At 63.2% G+C, this 14,683-nt stretch carries 14 protein-coding genes; 8 read left to right on the top strand and 6 right to left on the bottom strand.

Going from position 1 to position 14,683, the window contains the following annotated elements:
- The first annotated feature begins 372 nt into the window (after positions 1-372).
- The 3 genes from A9Z05_RS10325 (at position 373) to A9Z05_RS10315 (ending at position 3,350) form a co-directional block, all read left to right on the top strand.
- Complete coding sequence (locus A9Z05_RS10325; RefSeq protein WP_069617999.1) at positions 373-1,257, top strand: peptidoglycan DD-metalloendopeptidase family protein; 885 nt, start codon at positions 373-375, stop codon at positions 1,255-1,257.
- A gap of 208 nt (positions 1,258-1,465) precedes the next feature.
- A complete protein-coding gene (bla, locus tag A9Z05_RS10320; protein ID WP_069617998.1) occupies positions 1,466-2,365 on the top strand; it encodes a class A beta-lactamase in 900 nt (299 codons plus the stop codon).
- Positions 2,366-2,477: 112 nt separating this feature from the next.
- Positions 2,478-3,350, top strand: coding sequence for a LysR substrate-binding domain-containing protein (locus A9Z05_RS10315; protein ID WP_069618049.1), 873 nt, complete (start codon positions 2,478-2,480; stop codon positions 3,348-3,350).
- Positions 3,351-3,376: 26 nt separating this feature from the next.
- Here the strand turns inward: A9Z05_RS10315 and A9Z05_RS10310 are convergent, their stop codons facing one another.
- From A9Z05_RS10310 to A9Z05_RS10285, 6 genes are all read right to left on the bottom strand, one after another.
- On the bottom strand, positions 3,377-3,712 hold the full coding sequence (locus tag A9Z05_RS10310) for a hypothetical protein (protein ID WP_069617997.1): 336 nt from the start codon (positions 3,710-3,712) through the stop codon (positions 3,377-3,379).
- A 363-nt stretch (positions 3,713-4,075) separates the two neighbouring features.
- Positions 4,076-4,330, bottom strand: coding sequence for a GlsB/YeaQ/YmgE family stress response membrane protein (locus A9Z05_RS10305; protein ID WP_069617996.1), 255 nt, complete (start codon positions 4,328-4,330; stop codon positions 4,076-4,078).
- Positions 4,331-4,459: 129 nt separating this feature from the next.
- Positions 4,460-5,236 (bottom strand): ABC transporter ATP-binding protein, encoded by a 777-nt coding sequence (locus A9Z05_RS10300; RefSeq protein WP_069617995.1) that lies wholly within the window; start codon positions 5,234-5,236, stop codon positions 4,460-4,462.
- The gene (locus A9Z05_RS10295) at positions 5,233-6,147 is read right to left on the bottom strand and encodes an ABC transporter ATP-binding protein (RefSeq protein ID WP_069617994.1); all 915 of its coding nucleotides are present in this window, start codon (positions 6,145-6,147) and stop codon (positions 5,233-5,235) included. Before A9Z05_RS10295 ends, A9Z05_RS10300 begins: the two co-directional genes overlap by 4 nt.
- A 1-nt stretch (position 6,148) precedes the next feature.
- Positions 6,149-7,063, bottom strand: a complete 915-nt coding sequence (gene nikC, locus A9Z05_RS10290; RefSeq protein ID WP_069617993.1) for a nickel transporter permease — start codon at positions 7,061-7,063, stop codon at positions 6,149-6,151.
- A 66-nt stretch (positions 7,064-7,129) separates the two neighbouring features.
- The gene (locus A9Z05_RS10285; RefSeq protein WP_069617992.1) at positions 7,130-8,200 is read right to left on the bottom strand and encodes an ABC transporter permease; all 1,071 of its coding nucleotides are present in this window, start codon (positions 8,198-8,200) and stop codon (positions 7,130-7,132) included.
- Between the two features lie 333 nt (positions 8,201-8,533).
- Here A9Z05_RS10285 and A9Z05_RS38415 point away from each other — a divergent pair, with 333 nt between their 5' ends.
- The 5 genes from A9Z05_RS38415 (at position 8,534) to A9Z05_RS34470 (ending at position 14,672) form a co-directional block, all read left to right on the top strand.
- On the top strand, positions 8,534-9,517 hold the full coding sequence (locus tag A9Z05_RS38415; protein WP_371090852.1) for a contractile injection system protein, VgrG/Pvc8 family: 984 nt from the start codon (positions 8,534-8,536) through the stop codon (positions 9,515-9,517).
- Positions 9,454-10,905 carry a DUF2345 domain-containing protein gene (locus A9Z05_RS38410; protein WP_371090850.1) on the top strand — a complete coding sequence of 484 codons (1,452 nt, stop codon included), beginning with the start codon at positions 9,454-9,456 and terminating at the stop codon, positions 10,903-10,905. The genes A9Z05_RS38415 and A9Z05_RS38410 overlap by 64 nt, the downstream gene beginning before the upstream one ends.
- Positions 10,906-10,909: 4 nt before the next feature.
- Entirely contained in the window at positions 10,910-13,402 is a 2,493-nt protein-coding gene (locus tag A9Z05_RS10275) for a M23 family metallopeptidase (RefSeq protein WP_069617991.1), read from the top strand.
- A 2-nt stretch (positions 13,403-13,404) separates the two neighbouring features.
- The gene (locus A9Z05_RS36080) at positions 13,405-14,058 is read left to right on the top strand and encodes a hypothetical protein (protein WP_141723397.1); all 654 of its coding nucleotides are present in this window, start codon (positions 13,405-13,407) and stop codon (positions 14,056-14,058) included.
- Positions 14,059-14,411: 353 nt separating this feature from the next.
- Complete coding sequence (locus A9Z05_RS34470; protein WP_084044186.1) at positions 14,412-14,672, top strand: PAAR domain-containing protein; 261 nt, start codon at positions 14,412-14,414, stop codon at positions 14,670-14,672.
- The last annotated feature ends 11 nt before the right edge of the window (positions 14,673-14,683 follow it).

Here is a 14,683-nt window from a genome sequence, read left to right as displayed (position 1 = left end):
ACGCACATCAACCGGGGAGCCCGTCATGCAGATCGATTCGTCATGGGGCGTGTCGTTCAAGATCGCGCTGCATCTGCTGTTCCTGTGCATCGGTGTCGCGTGGGCCGGTGCCGAATTCGTCGCATGGTTGCGGTAAATGTCGTCGGGCGAGACTATCCAAACGAACCGGCCATAGTTTTTTGCGACGAAAATTCTTCCGTTTTTCGGCGCAAGCGCCATCAAGTTTTTCCGAATCGGACCGTATTACCGGTAGCGAATGCCGGCCGGCATCCGGTCCGTGATCGTTTGTCATCATTGTTTGCATCCGGTTACACGTCGGCCGTTCCGTTTTTGAGATGCTTGAAAGATTGTCAAACCGGAGTCGGATCGTCCATGAAAACGCGCGAGATTCACCGCAAGGCGGCGTGGCTGTCGGGCCTGGCCGCCGTGCTCGTCATGGCCGGTTGTGCAAATACGCAGTCCGTTCCGCCCAGCAACACGCTGGCGGCGCAGCCCTCTGATTCGAGCCCGTCCGCCGCGGCGCCGCCGGCCGCCACGATGCCGGCCGCGCCGATTCTCGTCGCGCGGAAGTACGTCGTGAAACGCGGCGACACGCTGACGGGCATCGCCTCCGCGAACGATTGCAGCGTGGCCGACTTGCGTACCTGGAACAAGCTGGCCGGGAACGGCAGGCTGCGCACGGGGCAGGTGCTGCGGATCGTCAAGCAGCAGCCGCTGCCGCCCGCGGGCGCGGCCGGCACGCAGGCCGTCGCGGGCAATGGCGCGGCGGGTAATCAGGCCACCGCGCAGGCGACTGCGCAGATAGCGTCGCAAGCCACTTCGCCGGCCAGCGCGTCGGCCGCGAGCGACCGTCAGGTCGTCAAGGAAACGAAGCGCCACGCGGGCGGCGTCGCGCTCAAGTGGCCCGCAAACGGCAAGATCGTCGAAGGGTTCCGGCCCGGGCAGAACCGCGGCATCCAGATCGCTGGCCGGCCGGGCGACCCGGTCCGCGCCGCGGCCGACGGGCGCGTGATGTATGCGGGCACCGGCCTGAACGATTACGGCAGCCTGATCATCGTCCAGCACAACGCGGATTTCCTGACCGCCTATGCGCACAACCGCAAGCTGCTCGTGAAGACGGGCGACATCGTGCATCAAGGCGATGCGATCGCCGAGATGGGCGACCTTGACAATTCGCGCGTCGCGCTGCTGTTCGAGGTGCGACGCGACGGCAAGCCGGTGAATCCGATGCCGTACCTGCCTTCGTCGCAAGGGTGAAGTCGGGCCGTTTCGCTGGAACGCGACGGCGGTCGCTGCTACGCTAGGCGTTCATGCGAATCCCGCCAGCGCGCGGGGCCGACGGACGTCTTTCGGGGATGCGCGGCGAATGTCGTCGTGGGCCGGCCGTCGGCGTGAACGGTCGCGCGTCGCCGACGCGCGGCAGTGTCGCTTCGCGCCACCGTTTCCGACAGAACAGACCTCATTCATGGAACACTCTCCGACACGCCGCTCGCTGTTGCTTGCCGCCGTTGCCGCACCGTTCGTCGCCGCGTGCACGTCCGCGCCGGTCGCCGACCAGGGGCGCGCCCATACCGCACAAGCCGAACTCGCCGCGCTCGAAAAAGCCTCGAACGGGCGGCTCGGCGTCGCCGCGCTCGATACGTCGAACGGCGTGCGCATCGCGCACCATGCGCGCGAGCGCTTCCCGCTGTGCGGCACGTACGCAGTCGTGGCGGCCGCCGCGATGCTCGCGCGCGGCGCGCTCGACGCATCGCTGCTGCCGCGCCGCATCCTGTACCGCCGCTATGAAATCGTATCCGGCTCGCCGGTGACGGAGAGCCACGTCGACACCGGCATGACGATCGCGCAGCTGTGCGCGGCGATGTTGCAGTCCGGCGACAAGGGCGCGGGCAACCTGCTGATGAGCGTGCTCGGCGGCCCACAGGCCGTCACGGCGTTCGCGCGCGAATGCGGCGACACCACCTTCCGCCTCGATCATTGGGAACCCGAACTCAACAAGGCCGCGCCCGGCGACGAGCGCGACACGTCGACGCCGGTCGCGATGGTCGACACGCTGCAGCGGCTGCTGCTCGGCGACGTGCTGCGCGAACCGCAGCGCGCGCAACTGACCGAATGGATGGTCGGCGGCGCACGCGGCGCGACCGGCATCGCGGCGGGCGTGTCGCCCGGCTGGCGCGTTGCCGACAAGGCCGGCACCGGCGGCTTCGGCACGACGACCGACGTCGCGGTGCTGTGGCCGCCGTCGCACGCGCCGATCGTGATGGCCGTGTCGTTCACGCAGCCGGATGCCGCTGCCGCGGCGCGCGCGGACGTCGTCGCATCGGCGGCGCGCATCGCGGCGGGCGCGCTGACCGCGACGGCCTGAACCTTCGGCGTCTCGCGCGAAGCCGGCGTTTGGCTTATCGTGTCGGTCAGTGCGCGCCGGCGTCGGCGCGCGGTCCTTCCGCGTCGTTTTCCGTTCCCGTTTCCCGTTCGCCATGCGCCGACTTCCGCCCCTGCACGCGCTGCAGATCTTCTCGACGGTGGCTCGCCACCGCAGCTTCACGCGCGCGGCCGAGCAGCTGTGCATCACGCAGGGCGCGGTGAGCCGGCAGATCCAGACGCTCGAGGTGCACTACGGTTTTCCGCTGTTCAGGCGGCATGCGAAGGGCCTCACGTTGACGGCCGAGGGCGAGCAGTTGTTGCCGGTGGTCGAAGAGAGCTTCGCGCGGATCGAGGACATCTCGATGAAGCTCACGCGGCAGCGCACCGATCTCGCGCTGAAGGTGCCGACCTGCGTGATGCGCTGGATGCTGCCGCGCATCATGCGCTTCCAGGGCGAACATCCCGATCTCCACGTGCAGATCACGACCGCGTGGCAGCACGTCGTCGATTTCTCGAGCGAGCCGTTCGATGCGGCGATCGTCTACGGGACGTCGCCGGGCCCGGGCGTCGTCGCGCTGCCGCTGTTCGACGAGCGGCTGACGCCCGTTTGCGCGCCCGAGCTGCGGCAGGCGTCGCCGCTCGGCGCGGTCGGCGATCTCGCGCGCCATACGCTGCTGCATCCGACGCGCGACCACCGCGACTGGCGCGCATGGCTCGACCATGCGGGCGAGCGCGGCGTCGATCCCGCGCGCGGGCCGACGTTCGACACGCTCGATCTCGCGACGAATGCGGCGATGCAGGGCTTCGGCGTCGCGATCGGCGACGTGACGCTCGTCGATGACGACGTCAGCGCGCGCCGGCTCGAACGGCCGTTCGACATCGTGCTCGAAACGGGCGCACGCTACTTCTTCGTCTATCCCGAGAACCTCGGCAGCCAGCAGAAGATCCGCGCGTTCAGCGACTGGATCGCGCGCCATCGCGACTGACGCGCGACGTTCTCCCGCAGCGAGCGTTACTGGTAGGTGACGACGGCGATCATCGGCGCGTTCGCGTTGCCCGGACGATCAGGTAAAACGATTGCGCGGGAGGCCTGCGTAAAGGTCGTGGTCTTGATCGGGCGCAGGCTGGCCGCGTCGACGAACGCGACTTGCCCGCTCGCCGGGCGCGGGCAGTCGGGGCGCACGTGCGCATGCGCGGCGTCGGTCGTGTCGAGCGCGAACGAGCACGGCGGCTCGACGATCATGCCGGTGAAGTGGATGATGCCGGACGCGCCGGCGGCAAATGACGAGGACGAGACCAGAAGCGAGGCAGCCAGGGCAAACGAGGCGGCAAACAGGCGATGCTTCATGACAGGCTCCAGAGAGGAAGCGCGTCGCAGCGAGGCCGCTCGAATGGCAGTCCGTCAACGCTGCGGTGCTGTATGCGTAAACGGCAATTTCATCGAACCTCTTGAGTGAGAAACCGGAAATAGCGACGACGAGCAAACGACGCCGCGTTCCTTCAATCAATTTATCTCAAATTTGTGCGGCCGCAAGTCAGGGTATTGCCGATGACGTAAGCTCGGGTGACACGCGTCGATGGATGCGGGATTCGCAGGTGAATCGTTGAGGGCTCAACGAATCGGCAATCCTGAGGAGGACGATTCACCAAAAGAAAACGGCCGCTCGCGTGAGACGAGCGGCCGTTTGCGTCGGAGCGCGGTGTGCGGTGTTCAGCCCGCGCGCTTGCGGATCGCACCCACGACGACGAGCAGCACGATCGCGCCGATGATCGACGCGATCCAGCCCGCGCCCTGGCCCGGCGCATACCAGCCGGCCGCGCGGCCGACGTAGCCGGCGACCAGCGAGCCGATGACGCCGAGCACGATGGTCATCAGGATGCCCATCTTGTCGTCGCCCGGCTTGAACGCGCGGGCGAGGAGGCCGACGATGAGCCCGACGACCAGGGTTTCGATGAATTGCAGCATGAACGCCTCCCTATGGCTGTTGCGCTGTTGACGAAAGGAAGTTGACCCTTGCAGTGCGCAAGGGTTCCACACGACGGCCGGCCGCCGCGTGGCGTGCCGAGTATCGCATGCCGGCGCGTCGTGCGGATGTCAGGCTGCCGGCACACCGGCTGCCGGATCGAGCCGGCGATACCCTTCGGTCGCATTCAGCAGCGTGCGCGTGTAGTCGCGTGCAACCTGCCCGGCCCGCACGTCCTCGATCCGCAGCTGTTCGACGATCTCGCCGTGCTGCATCACCGCGACGCGCTGGCACAGGAAGCCGATCACCGCGAGGTTGTGGCTGACGAGGATCATCGTCAGGTTGCGTTCGCGATGCAGGCGGCGCAGCAGGTTCAGGATTTCCGCCTGCACCGATACGTCGAGCGCGGACGTCGGCTCGTCGAGCAGCAGCACGCGCGGCTCGACGATCAGCGCACGCGCGATCGCAACGCGCTGCCGCTGGCCGCCCGACAATTGGTGCGGATAGCGGAAGCGGAACGACGGGCCGAGGCCGACCTCGGACAGCGCGCGGGCGATCCGCGCGTCGGCGTCGCCGATCGCATGGATCGACAGCGGCTCGCGCAGCGTCTGGTCGACCGTGAAGCGCGGATGCAGCGAAGCGTACGGATCCTGGAACACCATCTGCACGTGCCGGCGGAATGCGCGATCGGGCGTGCCGCCGACAGGCCGGCCATCGATCGACAGGCTGCCGCCCGCGAGCGGCACGAGGCCGGTCAGCGCGCGCAGCAGCGTCGACTTGCCGGAGCCCGATTCGCCGACGAGCCCGAACACTTCGCCGTCGCGCACCGCGAAGCTCGCGTCGCGCACCGCGTCGACGTGACCCGTGCGGGTCGGGAAACGGATCGATACGTGATCGACGTCGATCATCTCGAGGCCTCCTGGGGACCGGCGAGCGCGGCGGTCGGCGGCATTGCTTCGAGCCATGCCGGGTCACGCCGCAGCACCGGCAGTTCGTCGGGCGGGTTCGCGAGCGGCGGATTCGCCGCGAGCAGCCCGCGCGTATAGGGATGCGACGCGTCGCGCAGATCGCGCGCGGCGCAGGTTTCGACCACGCGGCCCGCATACATCACCGCGACGCGGTCGCAGAACGACATCACGAGCGGCAGGTCGTGGCTGATGAACATCAGGCCCGTGTCGTGCCGCGCGATCATCGCGTCGAGCACCGCGAGCACCTGCATCGACACCGCGACGTCGAGCGCGGACGTCGGCTCGTCGGCGATCAGGAGGCGCGGGCCCGTCGACACCATCATCGCGATCATCACGCGCTGGCCCATGCCGCCCGACAGCTCGTGCGGATACGCATCGGCGACGCGCGCCGGATCGCGGATCTGCACGGCCGCGAGCGCGTCGACGATCCGCTCGCGCAGCGCGCGGCCGCGCAAGCCGGGCTCATGCCGCCGGAACGCTTCGCCCATCTGCTTCGCGACCGTCATCACCGGGTTCAGCGAATATTTCGGGTCCTGCAGGATCATCCCCATCTGGCTGCCGCACAGGCGCCGGCGTTCGCGCGGCGACATCGCGAGCAGGTCGTGGCCCGCGAAGCGCATCGTGCGCGCCGACCAGCGCGCGGCGTCGGGCAGCAGGCCGAGCAGCGCGCGGCCGGTCAGCGATTTGCCGGAGCCCGATTCGCCGACGATGCCGAGCCGCTCGCCGGGCGCGAGCGTCAGCGACAGGTCGCGCACCGCGTCGGTGACGACGCCGTCGTGCCCGCGAAAACCGATCTTCAGCCCGTCGATCTCGCAGAGCGGTGCCGGGGTGGCGATGGAATTCAATGACATGTCACGCTCCATGACGCGGATCGAAGACGTCGCGCAGCCCGTCGCCGAGCAGGTTGAACGCGAGGCTGACGAGCAGGATCGCGATACCGGGCAGCGTCGCGACCCACCATGCGTCGAGGAGCACGTTGCGGCCCGACGCGACCATGAAGCCCCATTCCGGGCTCGGCGGCTGCGCACCGAGGCCGAGAAAGCCGAGGCCCGCGACGGTCAGGATGATGCCGGCCATGTCGAGCGTCGCGCGCACGATCACCGACGACATGCACAGCGGCATGATGTAGCGCAGCAGGATGCGCGGGCCCGACGCGCCTTGCAGCCGCGCCGCATGAATGTAATCGGCCTGCGCGATGCGGATCGTCTCCGCGCGCGCGAGCCGAGCATACGCGGGCCACGCGGTGATCGAGATCGCGACGACCGCGTTGATCACGCCGGGGCCGAGCGCGGCCGCGAAGGCGAGCGCGAGCACGATCTTCGGGAACGCGAGCGCGATGTCGGTGATGCGCATCAGCACGCTGTCGACGAACCCGCCGCAATAGCCGGCCGTCGTGCCGATCAGCAGGCCGATCGGCACGACGATCACGACGACGAGCAAGGCGATGCCGAGCGTCAGGCGCGATCCGGCGATCAGCCGCGAGAGGATGTCGCGGCCGAGCTGGTCGGTGCCGAACCAGTGCGACGGCGAGCCGGGCGGCAGCAGCCGGTCGGACAGCACCTGGCGCAGCGGATCGTGCGGCATGATCAGCGGGCCGATGATCGCGACGACGATCAGTGCGACCAGGATCGCGAGCCCGAACAGGTTGAGCGGATTCGTGGCGAACCGGCGCCAGCGGCGGTACGCGAGGCCGAACGCGGCCTGCGAGCGCGACGCGGGCGCATCGGACAGCAGCCACGCGCGCAGGGTGAGACGCTCGGCATTCATGATCGGGTGGCCTTCGGCATGGGTGCAACAGGAAGCAGGATGAAAACGGTCATATCGAAGCGGCCCTCAGCGCGCACGCGGATCGAACACGCGGTACAGCGCGTCGGTCAGCAGGTTGACGGTGATGAACATCGCGCCGATCACGAGCGTCGCGCCGAGCACCGCGTTCATGTCGGCGTTCAGCAGCGCGCCGGTCAGGTACGAGCCGAGCCCCGGCCACGCGAACACGATCTCGGTCAGCACCGAGCCTTCGAGCAGGTTGCTGTACGTGAGCGCGATCACGGTGAGCAGCGGCACCGCGATGTTGCCGAACGCATGCTGCCAGATCACGCGGCGCTCGGACAAACCCTTCGCGCGCGCGGTGACGATGTATTCCTGGCTCAACTGGTCGAGCATGAAAGAGCGCGTCATCCGGCTCAGGTATGCGACCGAGTAGTAGCCGAGGATCGCGGCCGGCAGCGCGATGTGCGACATCGCGTTGCGGAACACGTCCCATTCGCCGGCGAGCACCGCGTCGATCAGCAGGCTCCCCGTGCGCGGGTCGACCATTCCGTCGTACACGGGATCGAGCCGGCCGGGCCCGCCGACCCAGTGCAGCCGCGCATAGAACAGCAGCAACCCCATCAGCCCAAGCCAGAACACGGGTACCGAATTGCCGATCAGCCCGACGAAGCGTGCGACGTGATCGATCGGCCGGTTGTGTTTCACCGCGGCCGCGACGCCGAGCGGCACGCCGATCGCGATGCCGATCAGCGTCGCGATCGTCGCGAGTTCGAGCGTGGCCGGAAACACGCGCCTGATGTCGTCGAGCACCGGGTTCGCGGTCAGCAGCGACATGCCGAGATTGCCGTGCAGCACGTCGCGTGCGTAGATCAGGAACTGCGTGGCGAGCGGCTTGTCGAGGCCGAGTGCGATGCGCTCGGCCGCGTACGCGTCGGCCGACGCGCGATCGCCGAGGATCGCGAGCACGGGATCGATCGGTACCTTGCGGCCGATCACGAACGTCAGCGCGAGCAGCCCCGCGAACGTGACGGCGAGCGTGAGCGCCCAGCGCAGCACGCGCAGCGTCCAGCGTACGGCCGGGCGCCGCGCGGGCAGCGTGCGCAGGGCTTCGAGGGAGGAGGCGGGAGTCGACATGCGGTGAATCTTAGCGCTTCTTCGGGAGGCGGCGCCACACAGTATCCATATATTCGAAGCGCGCTGATGCCCTCGACGCAACCCGCGGTCGAAATGGACCGCTCGCCGCCGTTCGAATCAAGAAAACGAAACTGGTGCGGTCGAATCATTCGATATTGATTTTGGGCGGACCAGAGAATCAAAAGTCACTCTATTTAACAATTTTATTGAAGGCCTCGTATACGTAGTAACGGAAGCTGGATTTTTCGCGTTGCAGCTTCTGCGCCCTTTCGATCAAAGTTGCTGGTGCAACGGTATTACATCGTTTCTTCTTCAATCGGATAGGAATGGCATATGAATGCGGTGACGAAAACCCTTGTGGATGCACTGCGCCATCCGAGCGCACGCCTTAGCCAGCGTCTTGGAATATGGATCGGCACGCTCGACCTCGGGCTCGACGTGCTCGACTTCAAGGTACGCGCCGGGTTTTGCAGGGACTACAAGGTCGATGTCACGGTTACCTCGCCACATCTCGATATCGATGGCAAGCAGTGCGTCGGACGGCGCGCAGGCTTGCAAATTGACGAGCGGGTGGCTGTCCCGTCGGTCAATTACGTCGATCCGGTCGAGCATGCCGCAGCCACCTTCAATGGCATCGTCACGCGCTGGAAGCGTATCCGTACGAGTCGCGACGAGGCGGCTTACCAGTTGCGCATCGAGCCCAGGTTTGCCGCTCTGCTCAAGCGCGTGCATGGCTCGCGGGTATTTCGCGACAAGAGCCTGCAGGAGATCATCACCGAACTGGTTGTCGATCGGCGGAACTTCGACGCGTTCGATATCGAATTCAACCTGGAAGGCGTGAAGGAGAAGCTTGAGCAGGTGGTTATGTACGAGGAGTCCGTCTGGAACTTCATCGCACGTCATTGCCGCCGAAAAGGCATTTTCTGGTTCTACAAACAGGGACGCGGCAAGCAGGGGCAGCTCGACACCGTTGTATTTGCGGACAATCCGCGCGCCTACGTGCGTTCGATCGAAGTGCCGCTGATGCCGGATTCCGGCCTCACGGGTAACTGGCACGAGGCGGTGCTTTCACTGAATGGCGAACGCACGTTGGTGCCGGCCGAGATCGAGGTGTGGGAGCGCAACTATCGCACGCCGGAGGATCCGCTGTGCGCGACGGCGACCGTTTCGGACGAGAGCGGTGACCGCTCGGTGTTCGGCCGGATCAACCGTAGCGCGGAATTTCACCTGACGCAGCAAGGGGCGAGGCGCTGGTGCAAACGCGACGCGACGAGCAGATCGCCCGTCAGGTCACTCTGTTCGGTACCAGCAACGTGAAGGGCCTCATGCCGGGTGTGGTGGTGAAACTTGGCAACACGAAGATGCGCGGCGCCGAATACGGGTTCGTGACCACATCGATGGAGATGAAGGGCGGGCGCACCAAGCCGGCGCACAATACCTTCAAGGCGATGCCCGGACATCTCGGTTACCGGCCGAAATTCGACTACGAAAAGCATTGGCGTTTTCTGGAAGGGCCAGTCGCCGGCGTTGTAGCGACGTTTGACCGCGCACCCTATGCGTGTATAGACGAGCACGGGCGCTATCCCGTCCTGCCCAAGTTCCTGCAGGGGTCGGACAGCGCCGACAAGCAGTTGCTGAATCTGCGCCTTGTGCGTCCGTCGTCGTCGTATCAGGCCGGCTTCCATTCGCCATTGCTGCCGCAGACGGAGGTGCTGCTGCAGGGGGAACACAACGACGTCGATCGCTTGCTTATATCGGGCGCGCTGCACGACTATTCGAACCCGGACCTGGTGCATGGTGCGCAGGCGATGTTCAGCTACGCAATCTGGCGCTCGCCGCTGCGGGGCGCGGAGATCGTGTTCAACGACCTGCGAGAGAAGGAAAGCGCGCGCATCGCCACGGTCTACGGCCAGTCGGCGGTGAATCTCGGTTATCTGCTCGACAGCAAGAAATTCAAGCGCGGAGAGGGAATCGACGTCACGACTCGTGCGTGGGGCACGATGCGTGCGGAGAAGGGGCTGTATTTTTCCGCGGACTCGACAGGTGGTGCTGACACGCCGCACCTCGACATGCCCGCTGCCATCCAGCAGCTGAAGGCAGCGCTGCAGCACGTAACGGAACTGGCCGATGCTACACGGCAGGCGAAGGTAGAACCGGCCGACCGGGCCACGCAGGCGGCACTGCTGGACGGATTGAACCAGCTTCGTGACGCGGGGCTGCTCGCGAGCGCGCCCGGCGGCATGGCGTTCGTGACGCCTAAATCTGCCCAGCACTCGGCGGGCGAGAACGTGATCGTCACGGCGGGCAAGCACATGGACGTCAGCGTCACCAAGCGGCTGCGGATGATGGCGGGCGAATTGATTTCGCTGTGTGCCCACAAGCTAGGCATCAATCTGACCGCCTCGAAGGGGAAATTGACGGCTATGGCCCTGACGGACGGGATGGATCTGTTCGCGCAGAAACAGTTGCGTGTCGCGAGCGAGAGTGCGGACGTCCAACTGGCGGCAAAGTCGAAAATCACGCTCAACAGCGGCGGGGCGTCGCTGGTCATCGAAAACGGCAACATGACGTTCCACTGTCCCGGTGCGTTCGTTATCAAGGCGGCGTCGTTCACCTTCGAAGGGCCGGACAACGTTGCAGCGCCATTGCCACTCCTGCCAAAAATCGGCCTGAAAATTTCCGACCATTACTCGTCGTCGCATTGAAGCCATGATCATCAGCCCTCCTTTTTTGCCCGCATCGGGTCTGTCGTCCAATGATGCGTCGAGGCCGGACCCCATGATGGACGCCGTCGACCAGTTCGAGATCGGCCATCACGGGGTCTACCCGGTCGCCTTCGACCGGCGTTTTCACGGCGGCATTCATCTGGCGCCGAGCGAGCAGCACGAACCCGTGCGCGCGATTGCCGACGGTGACGTGGTGGCCTATCGGATCTGCAAGAACGCCCTGTCCGATGGCAGGATCGATCCGACGACAGGGCAGCTGGAACGGAACTCGAATGCCGGTTTCGTCCTGCTCAGGCACACGACCGACACGGGAGACGGGCGCACGATCACGTATTACTCGCTCTATATGCACCTGCTGGACATGACCGGGCAGCAAGATGTCGCGCCTCAACCGAACGATCCGCCAGCGACCGGATCGGCGAACGCCCTGCCGAAATGGCGGCTCGATACGGCAGAGGGCAAGGATGGCGTGGTTCAGCCGGGCGGTACGAAAAAGGTGTATCGCAAGGACATACTTGGTTATGTCGGCTGGCATCAGGGTGTTCGGCATCTGCACTTTGAAATCTTCATGGCAGACGATGATTTCACGGCCTGGTTCGAGCAGGACGGCCACAAGGTTCAGCTAGGTGAAAAGAACCCCGTTCAGCCTACGTCGGGCGACTATTGGGGACATACGTATTTTGTCATTCCCGGCCCGATGGATTTCGTGCCTCAGCCGGCGGGTATGAGTGACGCCTGGTTTCCTCCAGTGCAGGGCGGTTCAATTGGTGAAAACGACACGCTCTATGTCGAAGCCTGGTTCAACAAGGGACGGCGCTATACGCAGGCGTGGATCGACCGCGGCAACAGTGGTAGCGTCACCTTGCTCACGCCTGCCCCGGTCGCTGACCCGTACGACAACGACACGAAGCAATACGAGTACGACCTGTATCAGCGTTCGATGGCGCTCTATTCCGATTGCCCGAGCGATGGCTACGAAATGCTTCGGTTTGGGCGCATTCTCTCGGACGATCCGACGCTCTCGGGTGCGGCTTGTGATACTTGGGTCGCGGTGCCAGTCGATGAGAACGGAAGCCAGGGATATATCAACATCGCATCAGACGCGATCGTCAAGCTTTCTGATGCGGATTTCCCGTTCTTCAAGGATTGGCAAAAGGTCGATGACGACAATACGCCATTCAATCACGATGGACTCTGCGGCTACGATGAGCTTTGCCGTCTGACTGGCGTCGCGGATCCGCAAGCCGCGTCCGGCATGATCTCGCCGCTCGAATACGACAGGAACAATGACGATAGCGTCAACCTGCAACTCGCAGGCTACGTGCGGAACGCAGCGGGCGCGCGCGAAAAACTTAGGGGACTGGTGTGCAAGGCGCGCAGCGAGTGGGACCCGTCCGACAACGACGAGCGGTATCAGGGATTGAACGAGCCGGATGGATTCTTCGGTAAGCAGAAAGATGCCAATCCGGACGGGTACGAGAAGTTCATTGAATTCTTGAGCAAGTTCCAATTTCTGGATAAGACGCCGCTTGCTGGACAGAAGGTCTGGTTTTTTCATCCCTTGGCGTTTATTCGGCATTTCAGGAAGTGTGCATGGTTGAGCGCGAGCGAATTCAAACAGTTGTTGCCAATAGAGGTCCTGCGCGAAGCAGGAACCCACCGGTTGTATTACGAAGAAGTGGCCTATTCGAGGCGCCGATCAGATATCTCTAACGCTCATCGGGTTCCGTTGAATTGTGCTTTGCGAAAATACACTGTTTCTTCGCCTGGTCGCATGGCGACGTTCTTTGGAAATTCTTTGCAGGAAACCCAATGGCTTGAAAAATTGCACGAGAACAATCGTAACGAGTGGTACTACCCGTGGGATGGTCGCGGATTTCTGCAGCTTACACATTCGTCAAATTACATCGGCTACTGGGATTTTCGTGGACGCAACGCTCTGATCTCGCAAACCACACGCAACAACTTGGCACACGCGCAGGCCCGAGCCGATGGGCATCGAGCACAGGCCCGAACTTATTTAGCGGATCCAGTCAGTGGCGTAACGCCTGTAATGCTAACGTGGCGCGAGCAAGTCGGTGCTGAGGGCCAGCCTGTAACGCCCGAAGACACCTTTGCTCCTGCCGATAGTGCCGGGTACTACTGGGCAAAAATGGGTATGGGGCGTTACGCTGATAGGCCAATCATCTTGGAGCGGCGTGCAGTAACTGCTACGCGACCGCCGGACCGTCAACGTCCCCGTCCGAACCCACCAGTCAGCAAGATCTATTATCACAGCATGAATTTTCGGGACGCGTCGGCTGCTGTGAACCTTCCTGCTGCCGTAGGCCGTCTCCATAAACCATTTAATGGCTATATCGCCCGGTGCGTGGCATTCGCGCAAGCGCTAGCGGTGCTGGCGGAAGTCAAATTTCCAGACGAATCAGGCGCTCCCTCACACGAGTTTCCTGAGGGGCGCATTCCCCGGAGAGATTGAGTATGCGTGACAAATTGAGTGCAATTTTGATTGAGATAATTTTCGTATTCGTCCAATTTGGATCGTACGCCAAAGGTGGAACTTTCTTAGACGATAAACCATCGAGGCTTGTAGTTGATATGGGCGAGCAATGTGTAATTAGTATTGTTGACTATTTCAATGGCCACTTGGTCAGCGGGATGCCATTAAATGCGTCTTACTGGACGGAAAATCAGCAAATTAAAAATGCATTTTCGAAGTTCGGTATTAATTTTGCATGCGTTAATTTTGTCAAAAAATCGAAAAACGAAGTCGCGCGCCAATATGGTGCTCTCTATGATGAATACGGAAAAAAGTGGATCCCTTATTTCGAGAGCGCGAGAGATAAAGAGCTTCTGGGTGCATTCACCAATGTTTACAACCTGGAAGCGGTCAACGGGAACGGATTCTATTTGATCCAGGACGATAAGGATGGTGATCCAGGTCAGCGCGAGCGCTACTTGTCATTCTGTATTTTTCACGAAGGTATGGCCGTATGTGGTGGTGAACCTGTCATGTACCTTAGTGATCCGAATGGCAGTCTGCTCTCATATGTTATTGAAGTCCTTCGCAGCGTCGAATTCGTTGATACTTCAGGATCAAAACCCGTGGCAGCAAGTGTCCCTGTCGCGCAATGATCCGATATCACTCCACGATCTTCAGAAAGAAGAACGGCCACTCGCCGTCGACGAAGCTAGTCCGAACGGAACGATGGCGCTGGAAGAAAACCCCAGTTGCGGGCGGCACGATCATGTATTGTCCGGATATTTCCGTCTTCGATCATGGTGCAATTAAGTGTCAACTTTTGACGGTCTCGGATCAATGCAGCGACACCCCTCGTTGAATGAATGTCGCGCAACACGTCAAAAGGGAAAATGGATTGCACGGACGGAGCCTGTCCAAGTGTGGGCAATTCAGGGCAATCGACGCGTCGTGACGACAGATGACACAAGTGCGGTCTTTTAAACACCACAGAAATGGCATTCCAAAAATGAAATCTCCCATCCGAAAGGGCGACAAACTCGAACACGGTGGCGAAGTCACCAGCGGCTCCCCGTGGACCGTATTCATGGGCAAGCCACTCGCCCGCAAGGGCGACGGCGCAATCTGTGACCGGCACGGACCGACCACCATTGACGAAGGCTACGAGCGTTTTCCCGATCGCGACGGCAGGTTCATCGCCATGCATCACCATCGATGTGCCTGCGGGTGCCGGCTGATTTCGTCGCTACAGAACGTCAATATTGTCTGATGCCGGTCGAC

Source organism: Burkholderia sp. A2, from assembly GCF_001729305.1.
Taxonomy (GTDB): domain Bacteria; phylum Pseudomonadota; class Gammaproteobacteria; order Burkholderiales; family Burkholderiaceae; genus Burkholderia; species Burkholderia sola.
This window is presented reverse-complemented; position numbering and strand designations above follow the sequence as displayed.